Annotated in this window: 16 protein-coding genes and 1 pseudogene; 14 read left to right on the plus strand and 3 right to left on the minus strand. The window is 59.3% G+C overall.

Features of this window, described 5'->3' with window-relative positions:
• Positions 1 to 4: 4 nt before the first annotated feature.
• Positions 5 to 580 (minus strand): annotated as a pseudogene (locus JK232_RS23115) (BigA/YdbA N-terminal beta-barrel domain-containing protein); the annotation flags it as partial.
• 482 nt (positions 581 to 1,062) lie between these two features.
• Here JK232_RS23115 and JK232_RS03870 point away from each other — a divergent pair.
• From JK232_RS03870 to gntR, 6 genes are all read left to right on the plus strand, one after another.
• Positions 1,063 to 1,233, plus strand: a complete 171-nt coding sequence (locus JK232_RS03870; RefSeq protein ID WP_165698454.1) for a hypothetical protein — start codon at positions 1,063 to 1,065, stop codon at positions 1,231 to 1,233.
• A gap of 297 nt (positions 1,234 to 1,530) precedes the next feature.
• Positions 1,531 to 2,853: a PTS sugar transporter subunit IIC gene (locus JK232_RS03875; RefSeq protein ID WP_072927562.1), complete on the plus strand. Its 1,323-nt coding sequence runs from the start codon at positions 1,531 to 1,533 to the stop codon at positions 2,851 to 2,853.
• 37 nt (positions 2,854 to 2,890) lie between these two features.
• On the plus strand, positions 2,891 to 4,324 hold the full coding sequence (locus tag JK232_RS03880) for a glycoside hydrolase family 1 protein (RefSeq protein WP_165699057.1): 1,434 nt from the start codon (positions 2,891 to 2,893) through the stop codon (positions 4,322 to 4,324).
• A complete protein-coding gene (locus JK232_RS03885; RefSeq protein ID WP_175558133.1) occupies positions 4,321 to 4,623 on the plus strand; it encodes a PTS lactose/cellobiose transporter subunit IIA in 303 nt (100 codons plus the stop codon). The genes JK232_RS03880 and JK232_RS03885 overlap by 4 nt, the downstream gene beginning before the upstream one ends.
• A gap of 36 nt (positions 4,624 to 4,659) precedes the next feature.
• Positions 4,660 to 5,580 carry a LacI family DNA-binding transcriptional regulator gene (locus tag JK232_RS03890; RefSeq protein WP_101827760.1) on the plus strand — a complete coding sequence of 307 codons (921 nt, stop codon included), beginning with the start codon at positions 4,660 to 4,662 and terminating at the stop codon, positions 5,578 to 5,580.
• Between the two features lie 78 nt (positions 5,581 to 5,658).
• Positions 5,659 to 6,654 (plus strand): gluconate operon transcriptional repressor GntR, encoded by a 996-nt coding sequence (gntR, locus tag JK232_RS03895; protein WP_101827759.1) that lies wholly within the window; start codon positions 5,659 to 5,661, stop codon positions 6,652 to 6,654.
• A 47-nt stretch (positions 6,655 to 6,701) separates the two neighbouring features.
• Here the strand turns inward: gntR and JK232_RS03900 are convergent, their stop codons facing one another.
• Positions 6,702 to 7,220: a gluconokinase gene (locus JK232_RS03900; protein ID WP_072927545.1), complete on the minus strand. Its 519-nt coding sequence runs from the start codon at positions 7,218 to 7,220 to the stop codon at positions 6,702 to 6,704.
• A 281-nt stretch (positions 7,221 to 7,501) separates the two neighbouring features.
• Between JK232_RS03900 and gntT the strand changes: the two genes are divergently transcribed.
• From gntT to JK232_RS03925, 5 genes are all read left to right on the plus strand, one after another.
• The gene (gene gntT, locus JK232_RS03905) at positions 7,502 to 8,818 is read left to right on the plus strand and encodes a gluconate transporter (protein WP_072927894.1); all 1,317 of its coding nucleotides are present in this window, start codon (positions 7,502 to 7,504) and stop codon (positions 8,816 to 8,818) included.
• Between the two features lie 298 nt (positions 8,819 to 9,116).
• Complete coding sequence (locus JK232_RS03910; protein ID WP_079205186.1) at positions 9,117 to 9,674, plus strand: fimbrial protein; 558 nt, start codon at positions 9,117 to 9,119, stop codon at positions 9,672 to 9,674.
• A 58-nt stretch (positions 9,675 to 9,732) separates the two neighbouring features.
• A complete protein-coding gene (locus JK232_RS03915) occupies positions 9,733 to 10,443 on the plus strand; it encodes a fimbrial biogenesis chaperone (RefSeq protein ID WP_246538253.1) in 711 nt (236 codons plus the stop codon).
• Between the two features lie 43 nt (positions 10,444 to 10,486).
• Positions 10,487 to 12,991 (plus strand): fimbria/pilus outer membrane usher protein, encoded by a 2,505-nt coding sequence (locus JK232_RS03920; protein ID WP_212588847.1) that lies wholly within the window; start codon positions 10,487 to 10,489, stop codon positions 12,989 to 12,991.
• Positions 12,992 to 13,004: 13 nt separating this feature from the next.
• Positions 13,005 to 14,012 (plus strand): fimbrial protein, encoded by a 1,008-nt coding sequence (locus JK232_RS03925; RefSeq protein ID WP_212588848.1) that lies wholly within the window; start codon positions 13,005 to 13,007, stop codon positions 14,010 to 14,012.
• Positions 14,013 to 14,063: 51 nt separating this feature from the next.
• On the opposite strand, the gene JK232_RS03930 is transcribed toward JK232_RS03925, so the two are convergent.
• The gene (locus tag JK232_RS03930; protein ID WP_072927538.1) at positions 14,064 to 14,657 is read right to left on the minus strand and encodes a YhgN family NAAT transporter; all 594 of its coding nucleotides are present in this window, start codon (positions 14,655 to 14,657) and stop codon (positions 14,064 to 14,066) included.
• A 265-nt stretch (positions 14,658 to 14,922) separates the two neighbouring features.
• Here JK232_RS03930 and asd point away from each other — a divergent pair, with 265 nt between their 5' ends.
• The 3 genes from asd (at position 14,923) to glgX (ending at position 20,529) form a co-directional block, all read left to right on the plus strand.
• Positions 14,923 to 16,026 carry an aspartate-semialdehyde dehydrogenase gene (gene asd, locus JK232_RS03935; RefSeq protein ID WP_072927536.1) on the plus strand — a complete coding sequence of 368 codons (1,104 nt, stop codon included), beginning with the start codon at positions 14,923 to 14,925 and terminating at the stop codon, positions 16,024 to 16,026.
• A gap of 331 nt (positions 16,027 to 16,357) precedes the next feature.
• Complete coding sequence (gene glgB, locus JK232_RS03940) at positions 16,358 to 18,547, plus strand: 1,4-alpha-glucan branching enzyme (protein ID WP_072927535.1); 2,190 nt, start codon at positions 16,358 to 16,360, stop codon at positions 18,545 to 18,547.
• Positions 18,544 to 20,529 carry a glycogen debranching protein GlgX gene (glgX, locus tag JK232_RS03945; RefSeq protein WP_072927533.1) on the plus strand — a complete coding sequence of 662 codons (1,986 nt, stop codon included), beginning with the start codon at positions 18,544 to 18,546 and terminating at the stop codon, positions 20,527 to 20,529. Before glgB ends, glgX begins: the two co-directional genes overlap by 4 nt.
• The last annotated feature ends 16 nt before the right edge of the window (positions 20,530 to 20,545 follow it).

Below are 20,545 nucleotides of genomic sequence, written 5' to 3' on the forward strand. Positions count from 1 at the left end.
TGTAGCCGGCAGCGTTATACGTCCACGTCAGATTGTCATCACCGTAGGTGCCTTCCAGCAACAGGTCGCCATAGGATGTATACCATCCGTTTAGTATCAGCGTTTTGCCATCCGGCGAGGTTAACTGGTAGTCGATGCCATAGGGCGTGTAGGTAAACGCCGTATTGTAATAGGTTTGGTTGTTTACCGTCAGCTCACCAAAGGTCAGGGTTTTGGCGCGGGTATCCAGCGTCACGCCATTGCCATAGACAAACAGCGTCTTATCAGGGTCATTAGAGGGCGTAGGGGTCGGGTCGGACGGCGAATCATCACCCCCACCGCCGGCGGCGGCGCTGATGGCTACCCCGGCGCCCGCAATAGCGAGGCTGCCGAGTGTGGCCCACAGCGCCCCATTGCCTTGCTCTGAATGCGCTGCCGCCGGGGCCACTTTCCGGCACGATTCCGGCAGGGCGTCCCGTTGTGCTTTGGTTAACGTCTGAAGATCAGCAGGGCAATCCGCTGACGCCGCAGGCGGGGTGGCGGCCACGCTCTGCGTACTGATAGCGAAGGCGATACAAAGAGAAAGCATTTTCCGTTGCATACGGTTCCTTATCTTATTTTCAACCAGGGGTTTCCTGCCATGCGCGAACAGGCAGGAATAAATAACAACAACAGATCGAAGGACAAAAAATCGCGGGAATGCTAATACAAAGAAAGTAATGGTGGCTATTTGTCAGGAATAAGGTTTTATGGAGATCACTTATTTTTTTATCAATAAATACAATGGGTAATGTTGGTTTATTTTTTCTATTAAAATCTAATTAATTCAAATTTAAATTAATTTAAAATTAAATAGGCAAGACGCCGCTATTTTTAAGAATAATGCATAAGATGATTCTCATAATAATTCAGGTGACATGCGGCATCTTTATTTACTGAAGCATTGTTCACTACTGCTTCTCATAAAGCAGCTTATGTGAAAACCAGCGCCGCCCAACGCAACGCGGAGAGTCAGCTAAACTAACACTATGACAGGGTTACCATTACTGACTGGTGAGAACAAAAATAAGGAGATAAGCGTTTATGTTGATGACATTTGCTGTGATGAGCTGGATCTGTAGCCTGATTACCGGCGGCTGCATTGTGAACTGGAAAAACAAGCAAAACTCCGACAGCCGGATCGCGATGATTGTCGCTATCGCCGTCACGGTGATTATTTGCGGGATCTATCTGGTCGTGTTGATGAAGTACTGATGCCCCCTGGCGTCTGCCCCTTTCTGCGCGCTGACCGGCGCGCATCTTGCCCACCGTTAGCCTGCCGTGTATAGGCTGGTTGAAATTTCAGCGCAATCCGTGAAGCACTTCACAATGGTAACAGGGCATTTCGCAGAATTTTGAAAGCGCTCCCAAATTCCCGGTGTGAGGATGGAAACCGGTTTCCATGTCTGTTTCAAATAGAACCCGGCCCAAAGGCCGTGGCTGGAATATGGCATGCAGCATAGCGGTAACATGCCCGATTCTTCTTTTTGAACGATTGAACGGGGTAGGGTTATGAGCAGGTTATATCAGGCGATGGTGGAGGTAATTGAGCAAAAAATTACCCCACTGGCCGGTGCACTGGGTCAGCAAAAATACATTATTGCCATCCGCGACGGCTTCACCTCGGCGCTGCCGTTTATGATCATCGGCTCGTTTATGCTGGTGTTTATCTTCCCGCCATTTGCCGCCGATACCACGCTCGGCTTTGCCCGCGCCTGGCTGGACTTCTCGCTGCGCTACCGCGAACAGCTGATGTTGCCGTTTAACCTCAGCATGGGGGTGATGACCTTCTTTATCGCGGTCGGCATCGGCTCGAGCCTCGGCAAACAGTACCAGCTTGACCCGATCATGACCGGGCTGCTGGCGCTGAGCGGCTTTTTGCTGGTGGCCGCACCCTACCATGACGGCCAGATCTCCACGCAATACTTCTCCGGCCAGGGCATTTTTACCGCCATCCTGACCGGCATCTACTGCACCGAGGTCTACCACTTTTTGAAGCGGCGCAACATCACCATCCGCCTGCCGAAAGAGGTGCCGACCGGCGTGGCGCGCTCCTTTGAGATCCTGATCCCGGTGATCGTCATCGTCGCCACGCTGCACCCGCTTAACCTGCTGATCCAGTCCACCACCGGCATGATCATCCCGGAAGCGATTATGCACCTGCTGGCCCCGCTGGTGTCGGCGTCAGACTCCCTGCCGGCCATCCTGATTTCAGTGCTGATCTGCCAGATCCTGTGGTTTGCCGGTATCCACGGCGCGTTGATTGTCACCGGCATCATGAACCCGTTCTGGATGACCAACCTGGCGCTGAACCAGAGTGCGCTCTCTGCCGGCGGCGCGCTGCCGCACATCTATTTGCAGGGCTTCTGGGATCACTACCTGCTGATTGGCGGCGTCGGCTCCACCCTGCCGCTGGCGTTCCTGCTGCTGCGCAGCCGGGCGGTGCACCTGCGCACCATCGGCAAAATGGGCGTGGTGCCGAGCTTCTTCAACATCAACGAACCGATCCTGTTCGGCACGCCGATTATCATGAACCCGGTGCTGTTCCTGCCGTTCATCCTGGTGCCGATGCTGAATGCCACCTTTGCCTACATCGCCACCAAACTCGGCTGGGTCGCGCAGGTGGTGTCGCTGACACCGTGGACCACCCCAGCGCCGATCGGGGCCTCCTGGGCCGCCAACTGGGCCTTCAGCCCGGTGATTATGTGCCTGTTCTGTATGGTGCTTTCCGCGGTGATGTATTACCCGTTCCTGAAAGCCTACGAGCGCACCCTGCTGCGTCAGGAGCAGGAAACCGCCCAACAGGAACGCGCAGGTGTCGCGGTCAGCCAGTGATTCCGGCTTTTGCCGTCAACGTAACGTGAGGGACAACATGCACTATCAGTTTCCGGACAATTTTTGGTGGGGCAGCGCCAGCTCGGCGCCGCAAACCGAGGGCGAGAGCCTGAACTTCGGCAAAAGCGAAACCATCTGGGATCGCTGGTTCCGCGAGCAGCCGGGGCGTTTTCACCAACAGGTCGGCCCGCAGACCACCTCGACCTTTTACCAGCACTGGCGCGAAGACATCGCGCTGTTAAAACGCACCGGCCATAACAGCTTCCGCACCTCGATCTCCTGGGCGCGGCTGCTGCCAAATGGGCGCGGCGAGCCGAACCCGCAGGCGGTGGCGTTCTACAACCAGGTGATTGATGAGCTGCTGGCGCAGGGCATTACGCCGTTTATCAACCTGTTCCACTTCGACATGCCGATGTGTATGCAGGAGGAGGGCGGTTGGGAGAGCCGGGAAGTGGTGGCCGCCTATGCTGATTACGCAGAAACCTGCTTTGCGCTGTTCGGCGATCGGGTGGCGCACTGGTTCACCTTTAATGAGCCGGTGGTGCCGGTCGAGGGCGGTTACCTCTACGATTTCCACTACCCGAACGTGGTGGATTTCAAACGCGCTGCCACCGTTGCCTACCACACCATGCTGGCCCATGCGGAGGCGGTGCGCCGTTTCCGCCGCTGGCAGCAACAGCCGCAGGCGCACACAGACGCGCAGATCGGCATTATCCTGAACCTGACGCCCTCCTACCCGCGCTCACAGAACCCGGCGGATGTGAAGGCGGCGCATATCGCCGATCTGATGTTTAACCGCAGCTTCCTCGACCCGGCGCTGCGCGGCCACTACCCGGACGACCTGGTGGCGCTACTGAAGGCGCATGGGCAGTTGCCGGAGTGCCGTGACGGTGACCGCGAACTGCTGGCCGGCGGCGTGGTGGATCTGCTCGGCATCAATTACTACCAGCCGCGCCGCATCAAGTGCCGCGACAGCCTGGTCAACCCGGACAGCCCATTTATGCCGGAATGGTTCTTTGAGAGCTACGAGATGCCGGGGCGCAAGATGAACCCGTACCGTGGCTGGGAAATTTACGAGCCGGGCATTTACGACATCCTGACCAACCTGCGGGAAAACTACGGCAACCCGCGCTGCTTTATCTCCGAAAACGGCATGGGCGTGGAGAACGAGCAGCGCTTCCTGCAACAGGGGCAGATTCAGGATGATTACCGGATCGCGTTCGTGCGTGAGCACCTGACCTGGCTGCATCGCGGTATTGCCGAAGGCAGCCGCTGCCTCGGCTACCACATGTGGACCTTTATCGATAACTGGTCCTGGTGCAACGCCTACAAAAACCGTTACGGCCTGGTGCAGCTCGACCTCGCCAGCCAGCAGCGCACGGTGAAAAAAAGCGGCGAATGGTTTGCGGCCACGGCTGCCAATAATGGGTTTACTGACACCACCAACACCACTGAGGGAGAGGCATCATGAGAGATCTGGAAACGACCGTCATGGAAATTATCGTCAACGCCGGGCAGACGCGCAGCCTCTGTTTCGAGGCGCTGTATGCCGCCCGCGAAGGCAATTTTGACCAGGCGCAGGCCCTGCTGAAAGAGGCAGACACCTACGCCCACGCCGCCCACCGGGTGCAGACCCAGCTGATTGAGGAGGACGCAGGGGAGGGCAAAACGCCGATGACGCTGATCATGGTACATGCGCAGGATCACCTGATGAATGCTATTCTGGCGCGCGAACTGATCGAAGAGATGGTCAGGCTTTATCAGCGCTGACGTCCGGCGCGGGCGGCCGCAGAAGGGGAACAGGCTATGGCCAATATCAATGATGTGTCACGGCTGGCGCAGGTTTCAAAAGCCACGGTATCCAGGGTGCTGAGCGGCAGCCGGGGCGTGCGGCAGGAGAGCCGCGAGGCGGTGCTGCGGGCCGTCGAGATCCTCGGCTACCAGCCGAACGTGATTGCCCAGTCACTCACCAGCCAGTCCACCGGCTGTGTCGGGGTCATCTGTGCCACAGAACATATGCAACAGGGCACCGGTTACCTCTATGCGCTGGAAGGGCAGTTGCGCCGCCATAACAAACACCTGCTGCTGCGGTTCGCCAATGATCCTGACGGCGTGGCCCATGCGGTGCGTGAGCTGGGGCGCGGGCTGTGCGATGCGATGGTGGTGATCGGCGCGCGTTTCACGTTGCCGCCGCTGCCGGAAAACGTGCTGCTGCTCGATTGCCTGGCCCCGCCCACCGCCAACAGCATCGGCGTTGACCACCGTTTCGCCGCGGAGACGGCCACCCGTTACCTGGTGGCGCAGGGGCGGCGCAACATCGCCTTGCTTAACTACCCGGCGGGGGATGCCGCCGAAAACACCCTGTTCGGCTACCGGCAGGCGCTGGAAAGCCACCTGATCCCTTACCACCGCCAGCGGCTGCTGACGGTGGATGAGCCGGTGGCCACGGCGCTGGCGACGCTGCTCAGGCACGATCCGGGCTGCAATGCGTTGCTGGTCACGGACGATCACCAGGGGCGGGAGGCGATAGCCGCGCTGGCAGCCCTGCGGCGCGCGGTGCCGCAACAGATGATGGTGTTCAGCCTCGATGGTTCGCAAACGCTGCCCGGCGCACCCCCGTTGCCCGCCATTACCTATTCACTCGATACCCTGGCGCGGCAGGTGGTGGAGCGGCTGGCAGGCGGCGGCAACAGCGACCCGCTGCGCGGGCGCTTAATCACCCCCTGAACGCCGGGCGCGCAATATCACCGGGGCATTTTTTTTGCTACACTAACGCCCCGCTCACCTCTACTTAGCGCGTTGATAATGAAGAAAAAAAGGCCAGTGCTTCAGGATGTTGCCGACCGCGTCGGCGTCACCAAAATGACGGTGAGCCGTTTTCTGCGTAACCCGGAACAGGTTTCCGAGGCATTACAGGCAAAAATCTCTGCGGCATTGGATGAGCTGGGCTACATTCCCAACCGCGCGCCGGATATTCTTTCCAACGCCAAAAGCCGCGCCATCGGCGTGCTGCTGCCCTCCCTGACCAACCAGGTATTCGCCGAAGTGTTGCGCGGTATCGAAAGCGTGACCGACGCGCACGGCTACCAGACCATGCTGGCGCACTACGGCTACCATCAGCAGCGTGAGGAACAGCGGCTGACCTCACTGCTCTCTTACAATATTGACGGGCTGATCCTCTCCGAGCGCCAGCACACGCTGCGCACGCTGAAGATGATTGAGGTGGCGGGCATTCCGGTGGTGGAGCTGATGGATTGCGTGTCGCCCTGCCTGGATCTGGCGGTGGGGTTCAATAACTTTGAGGCAGCGCGCCAGATGACCCAGCAGATCATCGCCCGCGGCCACCGCCACGTGGTCTACTTCGGCGCGCGGCAGGACGAGCGGACGCTGATTAAATTCCAGGGTTACGAGCAGGCGATGCGTGAGTCGGGGTTACAGCCCGCCAGTGTGATGACCACGCGCTCGTCGTCCTATTCTGCCGGTGGCGAGTTGTTGCGCCAGGCGCAGCAGCAGTACCCGGAGATCGACAGCATCTTCTGTACCAATGACGATCTGGCGGTCGGCGCGGTGTTTGAGTGCCAGCGGCAGGGGTTGCGCATCCCGCAGGATATGGCGGTGGCAGGCTTCCACGGCCATGACATCGGCCAGTCGATGGAGCCGCGGCTGGCAAGCGTCGTCACGCCGCGTGAAAAGATGGGGCAGATTGGGGCGGAGCGCTTGCTGGCGCGGTTACGCGGTGAAACCGTGACGCCGCGCATGATAGACGTCGGCTTTACGCTCTCGCCGGGCGGCAGTATCTGACCCACCCGGCGGGGTAAGCCCCGCCGGGCGCCTGCGCGGCGTGTTTATTAACGTTGATAATCCTTAAGCGCCTCGACGCAGCGGCGCACCACTTCATCAATGTCCGCCCCGTCGATATCCACAAACAGCACGTCTTTCTCATCCGCACCCGGTTCTTCCAGCGCAGCGAACTGCGTTTTCAGCAGGTCAGTCGGCATAAAGTGGCCGGTTCGCGCCTTCATGCGTTGCAGGATGACGTCGTAACTGCCCTTGAGATAGAGAAACACCATCTTGTCATTGCCTTCGCGCAGCGCATCACGGTAGCGGCGCTTCAGGGCGGAACAGACAATAATGCCGTTCTCATTTTTGTGGGCCAGGCTGTAGGCGGCATCGCTCAGGCGGACCAGCCAGGGTGCACGGTCTTCATCATTCAGCGGCGTGCCGCTGCCCATTTTATCGATGTTGGCGCGCGGGTGCAGATCATCGCCATCGATGAATTTGGCCTTGATAAGGCCGGCGACGCGGGCGCCGACGGTGGTTTTACCGCTGCCTGAAACGCCCATCAAGATAATGCTGTGTCCTGCCATAAGTTTGATCTCTATCTCAAAATGCGAATTTCGCCAGTGACTCGGGTTCCGTATCTTAGCATGTTACCGGTATCATGATACCGGTAACAAGGGGAGATGTGACTACTATCACAGGATAGAACACTCTCCTCTTTTCACATTTACATAAAAGAAAGAACCGATTATTTACGCGTAACCCGCGAACTGATACCTGCAACGTTTCGCCTCACCGGCAAACGTCTTACTGAAAATGAACGCGCCCCGTTTTGCGGGGAGAATGCGGTAAAAAGGTGGAAAACATTATGCCCTTAGTCATTGTCGCGATTGGCGTTGTCCTGTTGCTGATACTCATGATCAAACTGAAACTAAACGGGTTTATCTCGCTGATCCTGGTCGCACTGGCGGTAGGCATCATGCAGGGAATGCCGGTGGACAAAGTGATCGCCGCGATTAAAGCCGGGGTAGGCGGCACGCTCGGCAGCCTGGCGCTGATCATGGGCTTTGGTGCCATGCTCGGGAAATTGCTGGCCGATTGCGGTGGCGCGCAACGCATCGCCACCACCTTGATCAACAAGTTTGGCCGTGACTACATCCAGTGGGCGGTGGTGCTCACCGGCTTCACCGTCGGCTTCGCGCTGTTCTACGAAGTGGGCTTTGTGCTGCTGCTGCCGCTGGTGTTTACCATCGCGGCCTCGGCGCGCATCCCGCTGCTGTATGTCGGCGTGCCGATGGCGGCCGCGCTCTCCGTGACCCACGGGTTCCTGCCGCCGCACCCCGGCCCGACGGCCATCGCCACCCTGTTCCACGCGGACATGGGCAAAACCCTGCTTTACGGCGCGCTGCTCGGCATCCCGACGGTGATCCTGGCCGGGCCGGTCTATGCCCGCTTCCTGAAAGGTATCGACAAGCCGGTGCCGCAGGGGATGTACAACCCGAAAGAGTTTACCGAAGCAGAAATGCCGAGCTTTGGCGTCAGCGTCGCGACCTCACTGGTGCCGGTTATCCTGATGGCTGCGCGCGCCGTGGCGGAGATGGTGCTGCCGAAAGGCCACGCGCTGCTGCCGTATGCCGAGTTCTTTGGTGACCCGGTGATGGCAACGCTGATTGCCGTGCTTATCGGTATTTTCACCTTTGGCCTGAACCGTGGCCGCCCGATGGAAGATGTGATGGACACCCTCACTGACTCCATCAAACTGATCGCCATGATGCTGCTGATTATCGGCGGCGGCGGGGCGTTCAAGCAGGTGCTGGTAGAGAGCGGGGTGGACAAATACATCGCGGCGCTGATGAGCGGCAGCAACGTATCACCGCTGGTGATGGCGTGGTCGATCGCTGCCGTGCTGCGCATCGCACTGGGTTCCGCCACCGTGGCCGCGATCACCGCCGGGGGCATTGCCGCACCGCTTATCGCCACTACCGGCGTCAGCCCGGAACTGATGGTAATCGCCGTCGGCTCCGGCAGCGTGATCTTCTCCCACGTGAATGACCCCGGTTTCTGGCTGTTCAAGGAGTACTTCAACCTGACGATTGTCGAGACGATAAAATCCTGGTCAGTGCTGGAAACCATTATCTCGGTATGCGGGCTGGCGGGCTGCCTGCTGTTGTCGATGGTGGTGTAACGGAGAGCGGTATAACGCCGGGCAGCACAAAAAAGCGGGCATTGGCCCGCTTTTTTTACATCTGAATAACTCATCTCATCATTAACCTTGATTATATTTAACAATGAGATTTTAAATTTAGTTAATTTTGAATTAATTAATATTAAATTGATTCATAGATGATTGATTGCTTGCGAATAATACGTTCCTGTTACGAAACCCCTTCATTTGCTTTCCCCTGCCAACCTAAATATATTCCTATTTTCGTTATCAAGCTAATCATACATTTTTAAACTTACGCCCACAGGGAAGCACCAACATGAAGAGCACATTGAAGAAAACAGCGCTGTTAACCGGCCTGACATTTGCCGCGCTGGGAATGGCATCATCTGGATATTCTGCCGATACCGGGAAAGTGAATTTCTCCGGGAAAATTATTGCACCGCCTTGTGAAGTCGACGCCTCAAATACCGTCACCAATGTGGCGGCATTCAGCAGTGTGGGGGCGAATACCTTTAATGACCAGATTGGGGTTGAAGGCAGCGAAAGCCGTGACTTTGATATTATCCTGAAAAATTGCCCGACGGACACCACCATTAATGTCGGGTTCAGCGGGCCGACGGATGGCGCAAATACCACGCTGGCGGTGGATGAAAGCAGCGCCGGTAAAGGGGTAGGTATTGTGGTTTATCATAAAGGCAGCACTGATAAGGTGAAATTCGATTCATCAATCGATGCGGCCCATAATAAAACGTTGGCGGAGAGCGGGGAATCAACGTTCTCTTATACCGCGAAATTAATTTCTACCAAATCAGTCAGCGACATGACGAACGGTGATTTTACCGCCTCTGCGGATTTCACGGTCTATTACCCTTAATAATGCCTGTCAGACACAGAGGGCATGGTGCTCTGTGTCTGCTTTATGATGAGTAAGCATGATGAATTTCCGTTTCACCGCGTTATTGCTGCCGCTGATGCTGGCACTCTCAGGCGCAGCCAGTGCCGGTGTCGTCGTGGGCGCAACCCGTATTATTTATAATGCCGACCAGCAGGAAGTGCAGTTACCGGTTAAAAATAACGATCAGGAGGCCAGCCACCTGGTGCAGTCCTGGGTCAGTAACCTTGACGACCAGGGGAAACCGGCATTTATTGTGACCCCGCCGCTGTTTAAGCTGGCCGCACAACATGAAATGCAGCTGCATTTTATCTATTCCGGCACGGCCGCTGCCTTGCCGCAGGATCGGGAATCGGTATTCTGGGCGAATATTAAATCGATTGCCGCGACCCCGGACGCAGTAAAAGAGAAAAGCAAATTACAGATTGCGGCGAAAACCCGCATCAAACTTTTTTACCGCCCCGCGGCGCTGACGAATAAAAGCGCACAGGAGGCGTATAAAAAACTGACGTTTACCCGTCAGGGAAATACATTGCATGTTACGAACCCGACGCCGTTTTATATCACGCTACAGGATATTACCGTCGGCGGTATTCAGGTGATGCCACCGGAAAATAGCCTGCCGGCGTTATCAATGATGATTTCGCCGTTCAGTGAACAGAATTATTCCGTGCCGGGAAATGCCCACGGTGCGGTGACTTGGTCAGCCATTACCGATTATGGCGGCCGGACGAAACCATTAACCCAATAATCCTTATCACCTGGCCTGGGGCTGTCTAACGCGGAAAATCACCATGACATCGTTAACCTTGAGATTATTAAGGCGCTTTCCGCACGCCCCGCTGATCATTTGCCTGTTATTTGCCGCGCCCACACTTTTTGCCAGCGAGGAATTTAACCTGAATGCGCTGGAATTTAATTCCCCATTGGAAAATACCGCTGAGCTTAAACACTTTATCCATAATAATGCGCTGATGCCCGGCCGTTATTTGTCGGCGGTGTATGTCAATAATGATTATTTCGGCCAGTTGAATGTCCAGTATGCTGTGTCAGCCGATAAAAAAGCGCTGATCCCCCAGTTCAGCCGTGCGGAGCTGCACACCTTCGGCGTGAAGGTAGAAGCCGTACCGGCGCTGAAGCGCGTGGCGGATGCCAGAATACTGGGCGATCTGGCCGGGTATATTCCCGGTGCACGCTACGAATTCCAGCCGGACACGCAGCGGCTCGACATCCGCATCCCGCAGGTGGCGCTGGACCAGCACGCCAGGGATTACATCGACCCGGCGCAGTGGGACGACGGGCTGCCGGCGTTGCTGCTCGACTACTACTACAGCGGCGCGCGTGAACACCATGCGCAAGGCGACGACACCGAAAACCATTACCTCGACCTGAACGCCGGGCTGAACGTCGGTGCCTGGCGGCTGCGCCATGCTTCCGGCCACAGCAGTGATGAAGGCCCGCAGTCACGGTATACCTACCTGCAACGGGACATCAAACCCTGGCGCAGCCAGTTTGTGCTGGGCGAAACCTACACCGCCGGGGAGGTGTTTGACAGCCTGCCGCTGACCGGACTCCAGCTGGAAACCGACACCGACATGCTGCCGTTCAGCGAGCAGGGGTTTGCACCGGCGATACACGGCATCGCGCAGAGTGACGCCAAAGTCACCGTGAAGCAGAACGGCTATGTGATTTACCAGACCTACGTTGCGCCTGGCCCCTTTGAAATCAACGACCTCAATCAGGTGTCGTCGGGCAGCGATCTGGATGTCACCGTCACGGAGGCAGACGGCAGCGAGCACCGTTTCACCCAGGCCAGCGCCTCGGTGCCGATCATGCAGCGCCAGGGGGCGCTGAAATACAGCCTGGCCGGTGGCCGCTACCGCAGTGAAGACAATGACGCCGCCCCGGAGATGGCGCAGGCGACGCTGATCTATGGCCTGCCGCGTGGCGTGACGCTGTACGGCGGCGCACAGGGGGCAAACTTTTACCACGCGGCGGCGCTGGGGCTGGGGATTGACCTGCATTCGCTGGGCTCGCTCTCGCTGGACGCCACCGCCGCCACCAGCGATCTGGATGACGGCAACGGCAACTATGCCGGCACCTCTTACCGTGCGCAGTATGCCAAAAGCCTGAGCACCACTCAGACCTCCCTGACGCTGGCGAGCTACCGCTACTCCACCGCCGGGTTTTACACCTTTGAAGAGGCGACCGACCGGCGGGCCGGTTACGCGGAAGAGGGCATCTACGCCTACCGTGACAGCAACACCCGCCGCAGCCGCCTTCAGCTCACCATCAACCAGCCGCTGGGGAAATGGGGATCGCTGTATGCCTCCGGCTATCAGCAGGATTACTGGGAGATGGGCGGGCACGAGCGCAACATCAGTGTCGGCGTGAATTCGTCCATTGAACAGGTGCGCTACTCGCTGAACTACACCCAGACCCAAACCCCCGGCGAGGCGGTGGACAAGCAGATCGCCTTTACCCTCAGCGTGCCGCTGGAGAAATGGCTGCATAACGCCTGGGCGAATTACAGCCTGAACCGCTCGCTGGGCGGGAGCGCCACCCACCAACTGGGCATGAGCGGCACCGCGCTGGCGGACGACCGCCTGAGCTACAACCTCCAGCAGAGCGTCACACCGGAAGACGGCAGCACCAGCAGCAGCGCATCGGCCACTTATCGCGGGTCACGCGGGGTGGCCACCCTGGGCTACAACACATCACCGGATAACCGGCAGATGAATTACAGCCTGCAAGGCGGGCTGGTGGTGCACCCCTATGGCGTGACACTGGCGCAATCCCTGCCGGAAACCGTGGCGCTGGTACGCGCGCCGGGGGCGGCCGGAGTGAAAGTCGAGAATACCCAGGGCCTCTATACCGACCGCCGCGGTTACGCCGTGGTGCCGAACCTGACCGGTTACCGGAAAAACCGCGTCGCCCTGAATACCCAGGGCAAACGCGGCATTGATATCCCGGAACCGGTGCAGACGGTGATCCCCAGCCGGGGGGCGGTGGTGCTGGCCGACTTTGATACCCATCTCGGCAGCCGGATGCTGGTGACCCTGCGTTACGGCCACAAACCGGTGCCGTTCGGCGCTATCGCCGCCGTCGACGGTGCCACCGGGCAGACCGGCATCGTCGGTGAAGAGGGGGAAGTCTACCTGAGCGGGATTAACCACCGCACTGCGCTGCGGGTGAAATGGGGCGATGAGGCCTACGAGCAGTGCCGCGCCCTGATCACGCCCCCGGCACAGGCCGACGCATCGGCTGCCGTGGTGCGGCAAACCGTCACCTGCCATTAACCAGAGAGAACTGATGTTGACGCTAAACACGCTTTTCCGCCGCACGCTGATCTGTTCAGGGCTGGCACTCACCGGCCTGCTGACCGCCCAACCTGTCGTCGCCGGGGTCTGCTATTTTGTTAATGGTGCGGCCACTTCCACCGCCATGATGACGCTGCCTGCGGAGATCACCGTGCAGCAAGGCGCGCCGGTGAACACGGTGATCGGCACCTGGGACGCCGCCAACGGGCGCACGGACATTACCTGTTCGTCACGCTTCAGCACCTGGGTCGGGTATGACCTCATCACCGAGGCTGACGTGGCACCGGGCGTCCGCCATGTGTATAAAACCAATATTCCCGGTATCGGCGTGCGCGGCTGGAGCGGCAATGATCCCCGCTATCTGGTCACTGACCGCAACGTGCTGTTACCCAAACATATTGGCAGCAATAACAATGAGGGCATGACCGGTTATGTGCCGTCGGCCAACTACCGGATCCAGCTGGTGGTGACCGGCCCGGTAGAGGACGGCACGCTGGATCTCAGCCATTTCACCGCCGGGCTGTGGTATGACGACCTGCTGGCGACCCGCCTGCAATACAGTTCGCCGACAATCCATGTGATCGCCAACGCCTGTGAGATCCAGACCGGCAATATCCAGGTGCCGCTGGGTGAGACCTCCGCCGCGCTGTTGGACCAGCCGGGGAAAACCTCTGCGCCGGTAAATTTCAATGTGGACGTGCTCTGTGACGCAGGCACCAACGTCAATATCACCTATACCGGCACGGTCGTCAGCGGGCAGCCGGACACGCTGCAACTGGATAACGCCGGGGCAGCGGGCAGCGCCCAAGGGGTCGGGGTACAGATTCTTCAGGCGGGCAGCAGCACCCCGCTGCACTTCGGCAGGCAGTACGCGATGAAGCAATCCGCCCCGGCCGGGCTGCTGTCGTTGCCGTTCCAGGCGCGCTATATCCGGCTGGACGGCGCATTAGGGAGCGGTGAGGCGGATGCCACCGCCACCTTTGAGATGACCTATCGCTGACGGGATGGCTGAGGGACGCAGGCGGCGTTCGCCCGCCTGCGTCAAGACGGGCTAAATTTTCAGGTAGGCGCGGATGCCGTCGAGGAACATCTGGGTGGAGAGCATCACCAGGATCAGCCCCATCAGCCGCTCCAGCGCGCTGACGCCCTTGTCACCCAGCAGGCGCAGGAAGAGGTCGGAAAGCATCAGGATCGCCACTGAAATCCCCCAGGCGATCAGCAGCGCCAGCACCAGATGCGAGATCTGATTCGGGTACTGGTGCGACAGCAGCATCAGCGCCGCCAGAATCGACGGCCCGGCCACCAGCGGGATGGCCAGCGGCACCAGGAACGGCTCCTCGCCTGCCGACAGGCCGGTGCTGTTGGACTCGTGCGACGGGAAAATCATCTTAATCGCGATCAGAAACAGGATAATCCCGCCGGAGATCGAAACCGTTTCGGTGCGCAGGTTCAGGAACGCCAGGATTTTTTCACCGGCGAACAAAAAGACCAGCATCAGCAGCAGCGCGATCAGCATCTCGCGGATCACAATCACCCGGCGGCGTTTCGGCTCCAGGTGCTTGAGCACTGACATAAAAATCGGCAGGTTGCCGAGCGGGTCCATGATTAAAAACAGCAACACCGTTGCCGCGATCATTTCAGTCATTATCACCTCAGAGTAAGTCACCGGCCTGACCGGCAGAATATGCTTTTATTATTGGGTGCAGTGACGGTTCATGCTGCCATTGAGGGCACAACCGGCGCGCTTGCCCGTCACCAGCGCGGAGTATATTAGCAACTCTGCTAACCCGCACGATGACATCGAATAAATTCACTTGCGACTTCTTATACATTTTGTAAGGTGGAGGGCATACGGCGTTTCCGGCGCCTTTCCCCCTCTCTTCACCCCTTACACCACAGGGCAAGTAATTATGAAAAATGTAGGTTTCGTTGGCTGGCGCGGCATGGTCGGCTCTGTTCTCATGCAACGCATGGTCGAAGAGCGCGATTTTGATGCCATCCGCCCGGTCTTCTTCTCCACATCCCAGCATGGCCAGGCGGCTCCGGCCTTCGGCGGCCAGCAGGGCACGCTGCAGGATGCGTCCGATCTGGAGGCGCTGCGTGCGCTGGACATCATCATCACCTGCCAGGGCGGGGACTACACCAACGAAATTTATCCGAAACTGCGCGCCAGCGGCTGGCAGGGCTACTGGATTGATGCGGCGTCCTCGCTGCGCATGAAAGATGACGCCATCATCATCCTCGACCCGGTCAACCATGACGTGATCCGCCAGGGTGTGGATCGCGGCATCAAAACCTTCGTCGGCGGCAACTGCACCGTGAGCCTGATGCTGATGTCCCTCGGCGGCCTGTTCGCGCAGGATCTGGTGGAGTGGGTCTCTGTGGCGACGTACCAGGCGGCCTCCGGCGGCGGCGCGCGCCATATGCGCGAACTGCTGACCCAGATGGGTATGCTGCACAACGACGTGGCGAAAGAGCTGCAAAACCCGGCCTCGGCGATCCTCGACATCGAGCGCAAAGTCACCGCGCTGACCCGCAGCGGCACCCTGCCGACCGACCAGTTCGGCGCACCGCTGGCCGGCAGCCTGATCCCGTGGATCGACAAGGCGCTCGACAACGGCCAGAGCAAAGAAGAGTGGAAAGGGCAGGCTGAAACCAACAAGATCCTGAATACCCAGTCGGTTATCCCGGTAGATGGCCTCTGCGTGCGCATCGGCGCGCTGCGCTGCCACAGCCAGGCCTTCACCATCAAGATGAAGAAAGATGTCTCCATCCCGGAGATTGAAAACCTGCTGGCCACCCACAACGATTGGGTGCGGGTGATCCCGAATGACCGCGACCTGACGGTGCGCGAGCTGACCCCGGCGGCGGTCACCGGCACGCTGAACACCCCGGTCGGGCGTTTGCGCAAGCTGAACATGGGGCCGGAGTACCTCTCCGCGTTTACCGTGGGCGACCAGCTGCTGTGGGGCGCGGCCGAACCGCTGCGCCGTATGTTGCGCATCCTGCTCTGATAGGAACAGCTGACGAGGCACCTGCGGGTGCCTCTTTTTTTGCCCTTTCCGGCCCGCGCCTTCCTGCCTTTTTTCCCTCTTTTCTCTCCATCAGGCGCGGGCGGTAAAAATCCTTATTCTTTGGCGCGTTTCTTCACATGTTTTGACTATGCTTAGCAGGATGAGCCAGATGGCTCCTTAACCTGCGGGATAATCTTAAAAAAGATGTAAATGATTGCCGTGGCTCACGCTTTTAACGATAAAAGGGAGAAATGATGGGTCAGGACGATCGTTTGGTACTTTAATGAATTCATTGATTTTATTGTTGCCATTAATCACAGGATGAAATGCCATGTCAGTTCTTCCCGATCAACATGTGATCAACCAACTTATTACCGGTCATTACACTGACCCTTTTTCCCTGCTCGGTATGCACAGCGTGGCTGCCGGGCTGGAAGTGCGGGCGTTGTTGCCCGATGCGCGCGAAGTCTGGGTGGTTGACGCTCAAAGCAACCGGAAAGTGGCCAACCTGCACTGCCGGGATGAGCGGGGCTTTTTTGTCGGGCTGTTGCCGCGGCGCAAAAACCCTTTCCACTACCAGTTACAGGTGAAGTGGGAAAACGACACGGTGATGATCGAAGACCCGTACCGCTTCGGCCCGCTGTTGCAGGACCTTGATATCTGGCTGCTGTCTGAAGGCACGCACCTGCGCCCCTATGAGCGTATGGGCGCGCACCCCACGACGCTTGACGGCGTCGAAGGCGTGAGTTTTGCCGTCTGGGCACCGAACGCGGTGCGTGTGTCGGTTGTCGGGGAGTTCAACTTCTGGGACGGCCGCCGCCACCCGATGCGCCTGCGTAAAGAGAACGGCATCTGGGAACTGTTCCTGCCGGGCGTCAAGCCGGGCCAGCTCTACAAATATGAAATCATCGACTGCCGCGGCCATACCCGCCTGAAAGCGGACCCCTATGCGTTCGAGGCGCAGATGCGCCCGGAAACCGCGTCCCAGGTCAGCACCCTGCCGCCGCCGGTGCCGCGTACGGCGGAGCGCCAGCGCGCCAATGATTTCGACCGGCCCATCTCGATCTATGAAGTGCATCTCGGCTCCTGGCGACGCCATACCGACAACAACTTCTGGCTGAGCTACGGTGAGCTGGCTGACCAGCTGATCCCGTATGTGAAAGAGATGGGCTTTACCCACATCGAGCTGATGCCGATCAATGAACACCCGTTTGACGGCAGCTGGGGCTACCAGCCGCTCGGCATGTATGCGCCGACCCGGCGTTACGGCTCGCCGGAGGAGTTCCGCGCGTTCATCGACAAAGCGCACGAGGCCGGGATTAATGTGATCCTCGACTGGGTGCCGGGCCATTTCCCGTCCGACGATCATGGCCTGGCGCAGTTTGACGGCACCGCGCTGTATGAATACGCCGACCCGCGCGAAGGCTTCCACCAGGACTGGAACACGCTTATCTACAACTATGGCCGCCATGAGGTGCGTAACTTCCTGGCCGGTAACGCTTTCTACTGGGTCGAGCGCTACGGCATCGACGCGCTGCGGGTGGATGCGGTGGCCTCGATGATCTACCGCGACTACAGCCGCGCCGAAGGCCAGTGGGTGCCGAACTACTATGGCGGCCGCGAAAACCTCGAGGCGATCGCTTTCCTGCGCTACACCAACCAGACGCTGGGCAAATCGTTGCCGGGCGCGGTGACGCTGGCGGAGGAATCCACTGACTACCCCGGCGTGACCAACCCGCCGGATGCCGGTGGGCTGGGCTTCCACTACAAGTGGAACCTCGGCTGGATGCACGACACCCTTAACTATTTCAAACTCGACCCGGTCTACCGCAAGCACCACCACAACCAGCTGACCTTCGGGATGCTCTACGCCTACACCGAAAACTTCGTGCTGCCGATCTCGCATGACGAAGTGGTGCACGGCAAAGGCTCGCTGCTCGACCGGATGCCGGGCGACACCTGGCAGAAATTCGCCAACGTACGCGCTTACTACGGCTTTATGTGGGCGCACCCCGGCAAGAAATTGCTGTTTATGGGCTGCGAATTCGCCCAGGGCCGCGAATGGGACTTCAACAACAGCCTCGACTGGCACCTGCTGGAAGAGGGCTATGACGGCTGGCACAGCGGCGTGCAGAGCCTGGTGCGTGACCTCAACCATACCTACCAGCAGCAACCGGCCCTGTACGAGCTGGACTACCAGCCGCAGGGCTTTGACTGGCTGGTGGTGGATGACAGCGACAACTCGGTGTTTGCCTTTGTGCGCCGCGACCGCGCCGGGAATGAGCTGATCGCGGTCAGCAACTTCACGCCGGTGCCGCGCTATGAATACCGCATCGGCATCGACACGCCGGGCACGTACCGCGAAATCCTCAACACCGACTCGGAATTCTATCGCGGCAGCAATGTCGGCAATCAGGGCCTGATTGAGAGCCAGGAGATTGGCAGCCACCAGCGCCCGCACTCCCTGGTGCTCACCATCCCGCCGCTGGCGACGCTTTACCTGCTCCGGGAGGTGGAATGACGGCGTTGGAACCCGGCAGTCCCGGCCCCGCCGGTGCGCAGGCTGATGAACACGGCATCAATTTCAGCGTGTTTTCAGCCCACGCCACCGGCATTGAACTCTGTGTGTTTGATGACGAGGGCCATGAGCAGCGGCTGCCGCTGCCGGGGCGCACCGGCAATTGGTGGCACGGTTTCCTGCCGGACGGCAAACCCGGCCTGCGTTACGGTTTCCGTGCCTCCGGCCCGTTTGAGCCGCACAACGGCCACCGCTTCAACCCCAATAAATTGCTGCTCGACCCGTGCGCCCGTGCGGTTGAGGGCGATGTCATGGACGACCCGCGCCTGCACGGCGGGTGGGATCAGCCGGATGAGCAGGACAGCGCCGCCGTCGCGCCGAAAAGCGTGGTGGTCGCCCCCGCGTATGACTGGGAAGGGGACGCCCCGCTGCGCACGCCGTGGGGGCAGACGGTTATCTATGAAGCCCACGTGCGCGGGCTGACCAAACGCCACCCGGCGATCCCCGAGGCGATCCGCGGCACCTATGCGGCGCTGGCACACCCGGTGATGATCAAACACCTTACCGATCTCGGCATCACTGCGCTGGAGCTGCTGCCGATCCAGCATTTCGCCGATGAGCCGCGTTTGCAGCGCGAAGGGCTGAGCAACTATTGGGGGTATAACCCGCTGGCGCTCTATGCGCTGGAGCCGTCCTACGCCAGCCGGCCGGGGCCGGAAGCGGCGATCAATGAGTTCCGGGACGCCGTCAAAACGCTGCATAAGCACGGCATTGAGGTGATCCTCGATATCGTTTTTAACCATACCGCGGAGATTGACCTCACCGGCCCGACGCTCTCCCTGCGCGGGCTGGACAACAAAAGTTACTACTGGCTGCACGACAACGGCGACTACGACAACATGACCGGCTGCGGCAATGCCATCCGGTTAATGGATGAGGAGACCGTGGCGTGGGCCATCGGCTGTATGCGCTACTGGCTGGAGGAGTGCCACGTTGACGGTTTCCGCTTTGACCTCGCGCCGGTGCTGGGCCGCACCCCGGCGTTCTCCAAAGACGCGCCGTTGTTTAAGGCGATGCTGGCTGACCCGGTCATCTCCCGGTGCAAGCTCATCGCAGAGCCGTGGGACATCGGCCTCGGCGGTTACCAGCTTGGCCGGTTCCCCGCACCCTTTGCCGAATGGAATGACCGCTTCCGGGATGATGTCCGCCGCTTCTGGTTGCACGGGCACCTTCCGCTGGGGCAGTTCGCCACCCGCTTTGCCGGGTCCCAGGACTTTTTCGGCCATGACGGGCGGCAGCCGATCGCCGCCATCAATATGCTCACGGCCCATGACGGTTTCACCCTGCAGGACACCGTGAGTTTTAACCACAAACACAACCAGTCAAACGGTGAGCACAACCGTGACGGGACCAGTGAGAACCACAGTAACAACCACGGCCATGAGGGGCTGGATGCGGACGAGGCGGTGAAAACCCGCCGCCGCCGTTCGCAGCGCGCCCTGTTGACCACCCTGCTATTGGCGCATGGCACGCCGATGCTGCTGGCCGGTGACGAACAGGGACAGAGCCAGCAGGGCAACAACAATGCCTACTGCCAGGACAATGAACTGACCTGGCTTAACTGGGCCGACGCAGACGCCTCCCTGACCGCCTTTACCGCTGCGTTGTTACGCCTGCGCCGCCAGATCCCTGCTTTGCAGCACGAGGGCTGGTGGCAGGACGGCAGCAACGATGTGCAGTGGTTTAATGGGGAAGGGCAGCCGATGACCGTGCAACGCTGGGAGCGGGGGCCGCAGCAACAGCTGCAAATCCTGCTGTCGGACAAATGGTTGCTGGTTCTCAACGCCTCAGAACGTGACGACGGCATGGCTTTGCCGCCGGGCGCGTGGGTGGCGGTTGACCCGTTCAATCAGGATGAAAACCGTCCGGAGCATGGGCTCTGGCATGCACCCGCGCGTGCCCTCTGCGTGTTTGCGCGGGAATAAAAAAAGAAAAGGAGTC

This window comes from Nissabacter archeti (assembly GCF_018257325.1).
GTDB classification, from domain to species: domain Bacteria; phylum Pseudomonadota; class Gammaproteobacteria; order Enterobacterales; family Enterobacteriaceae; genus Chimaeribacter; species Chimaeribacter arupi.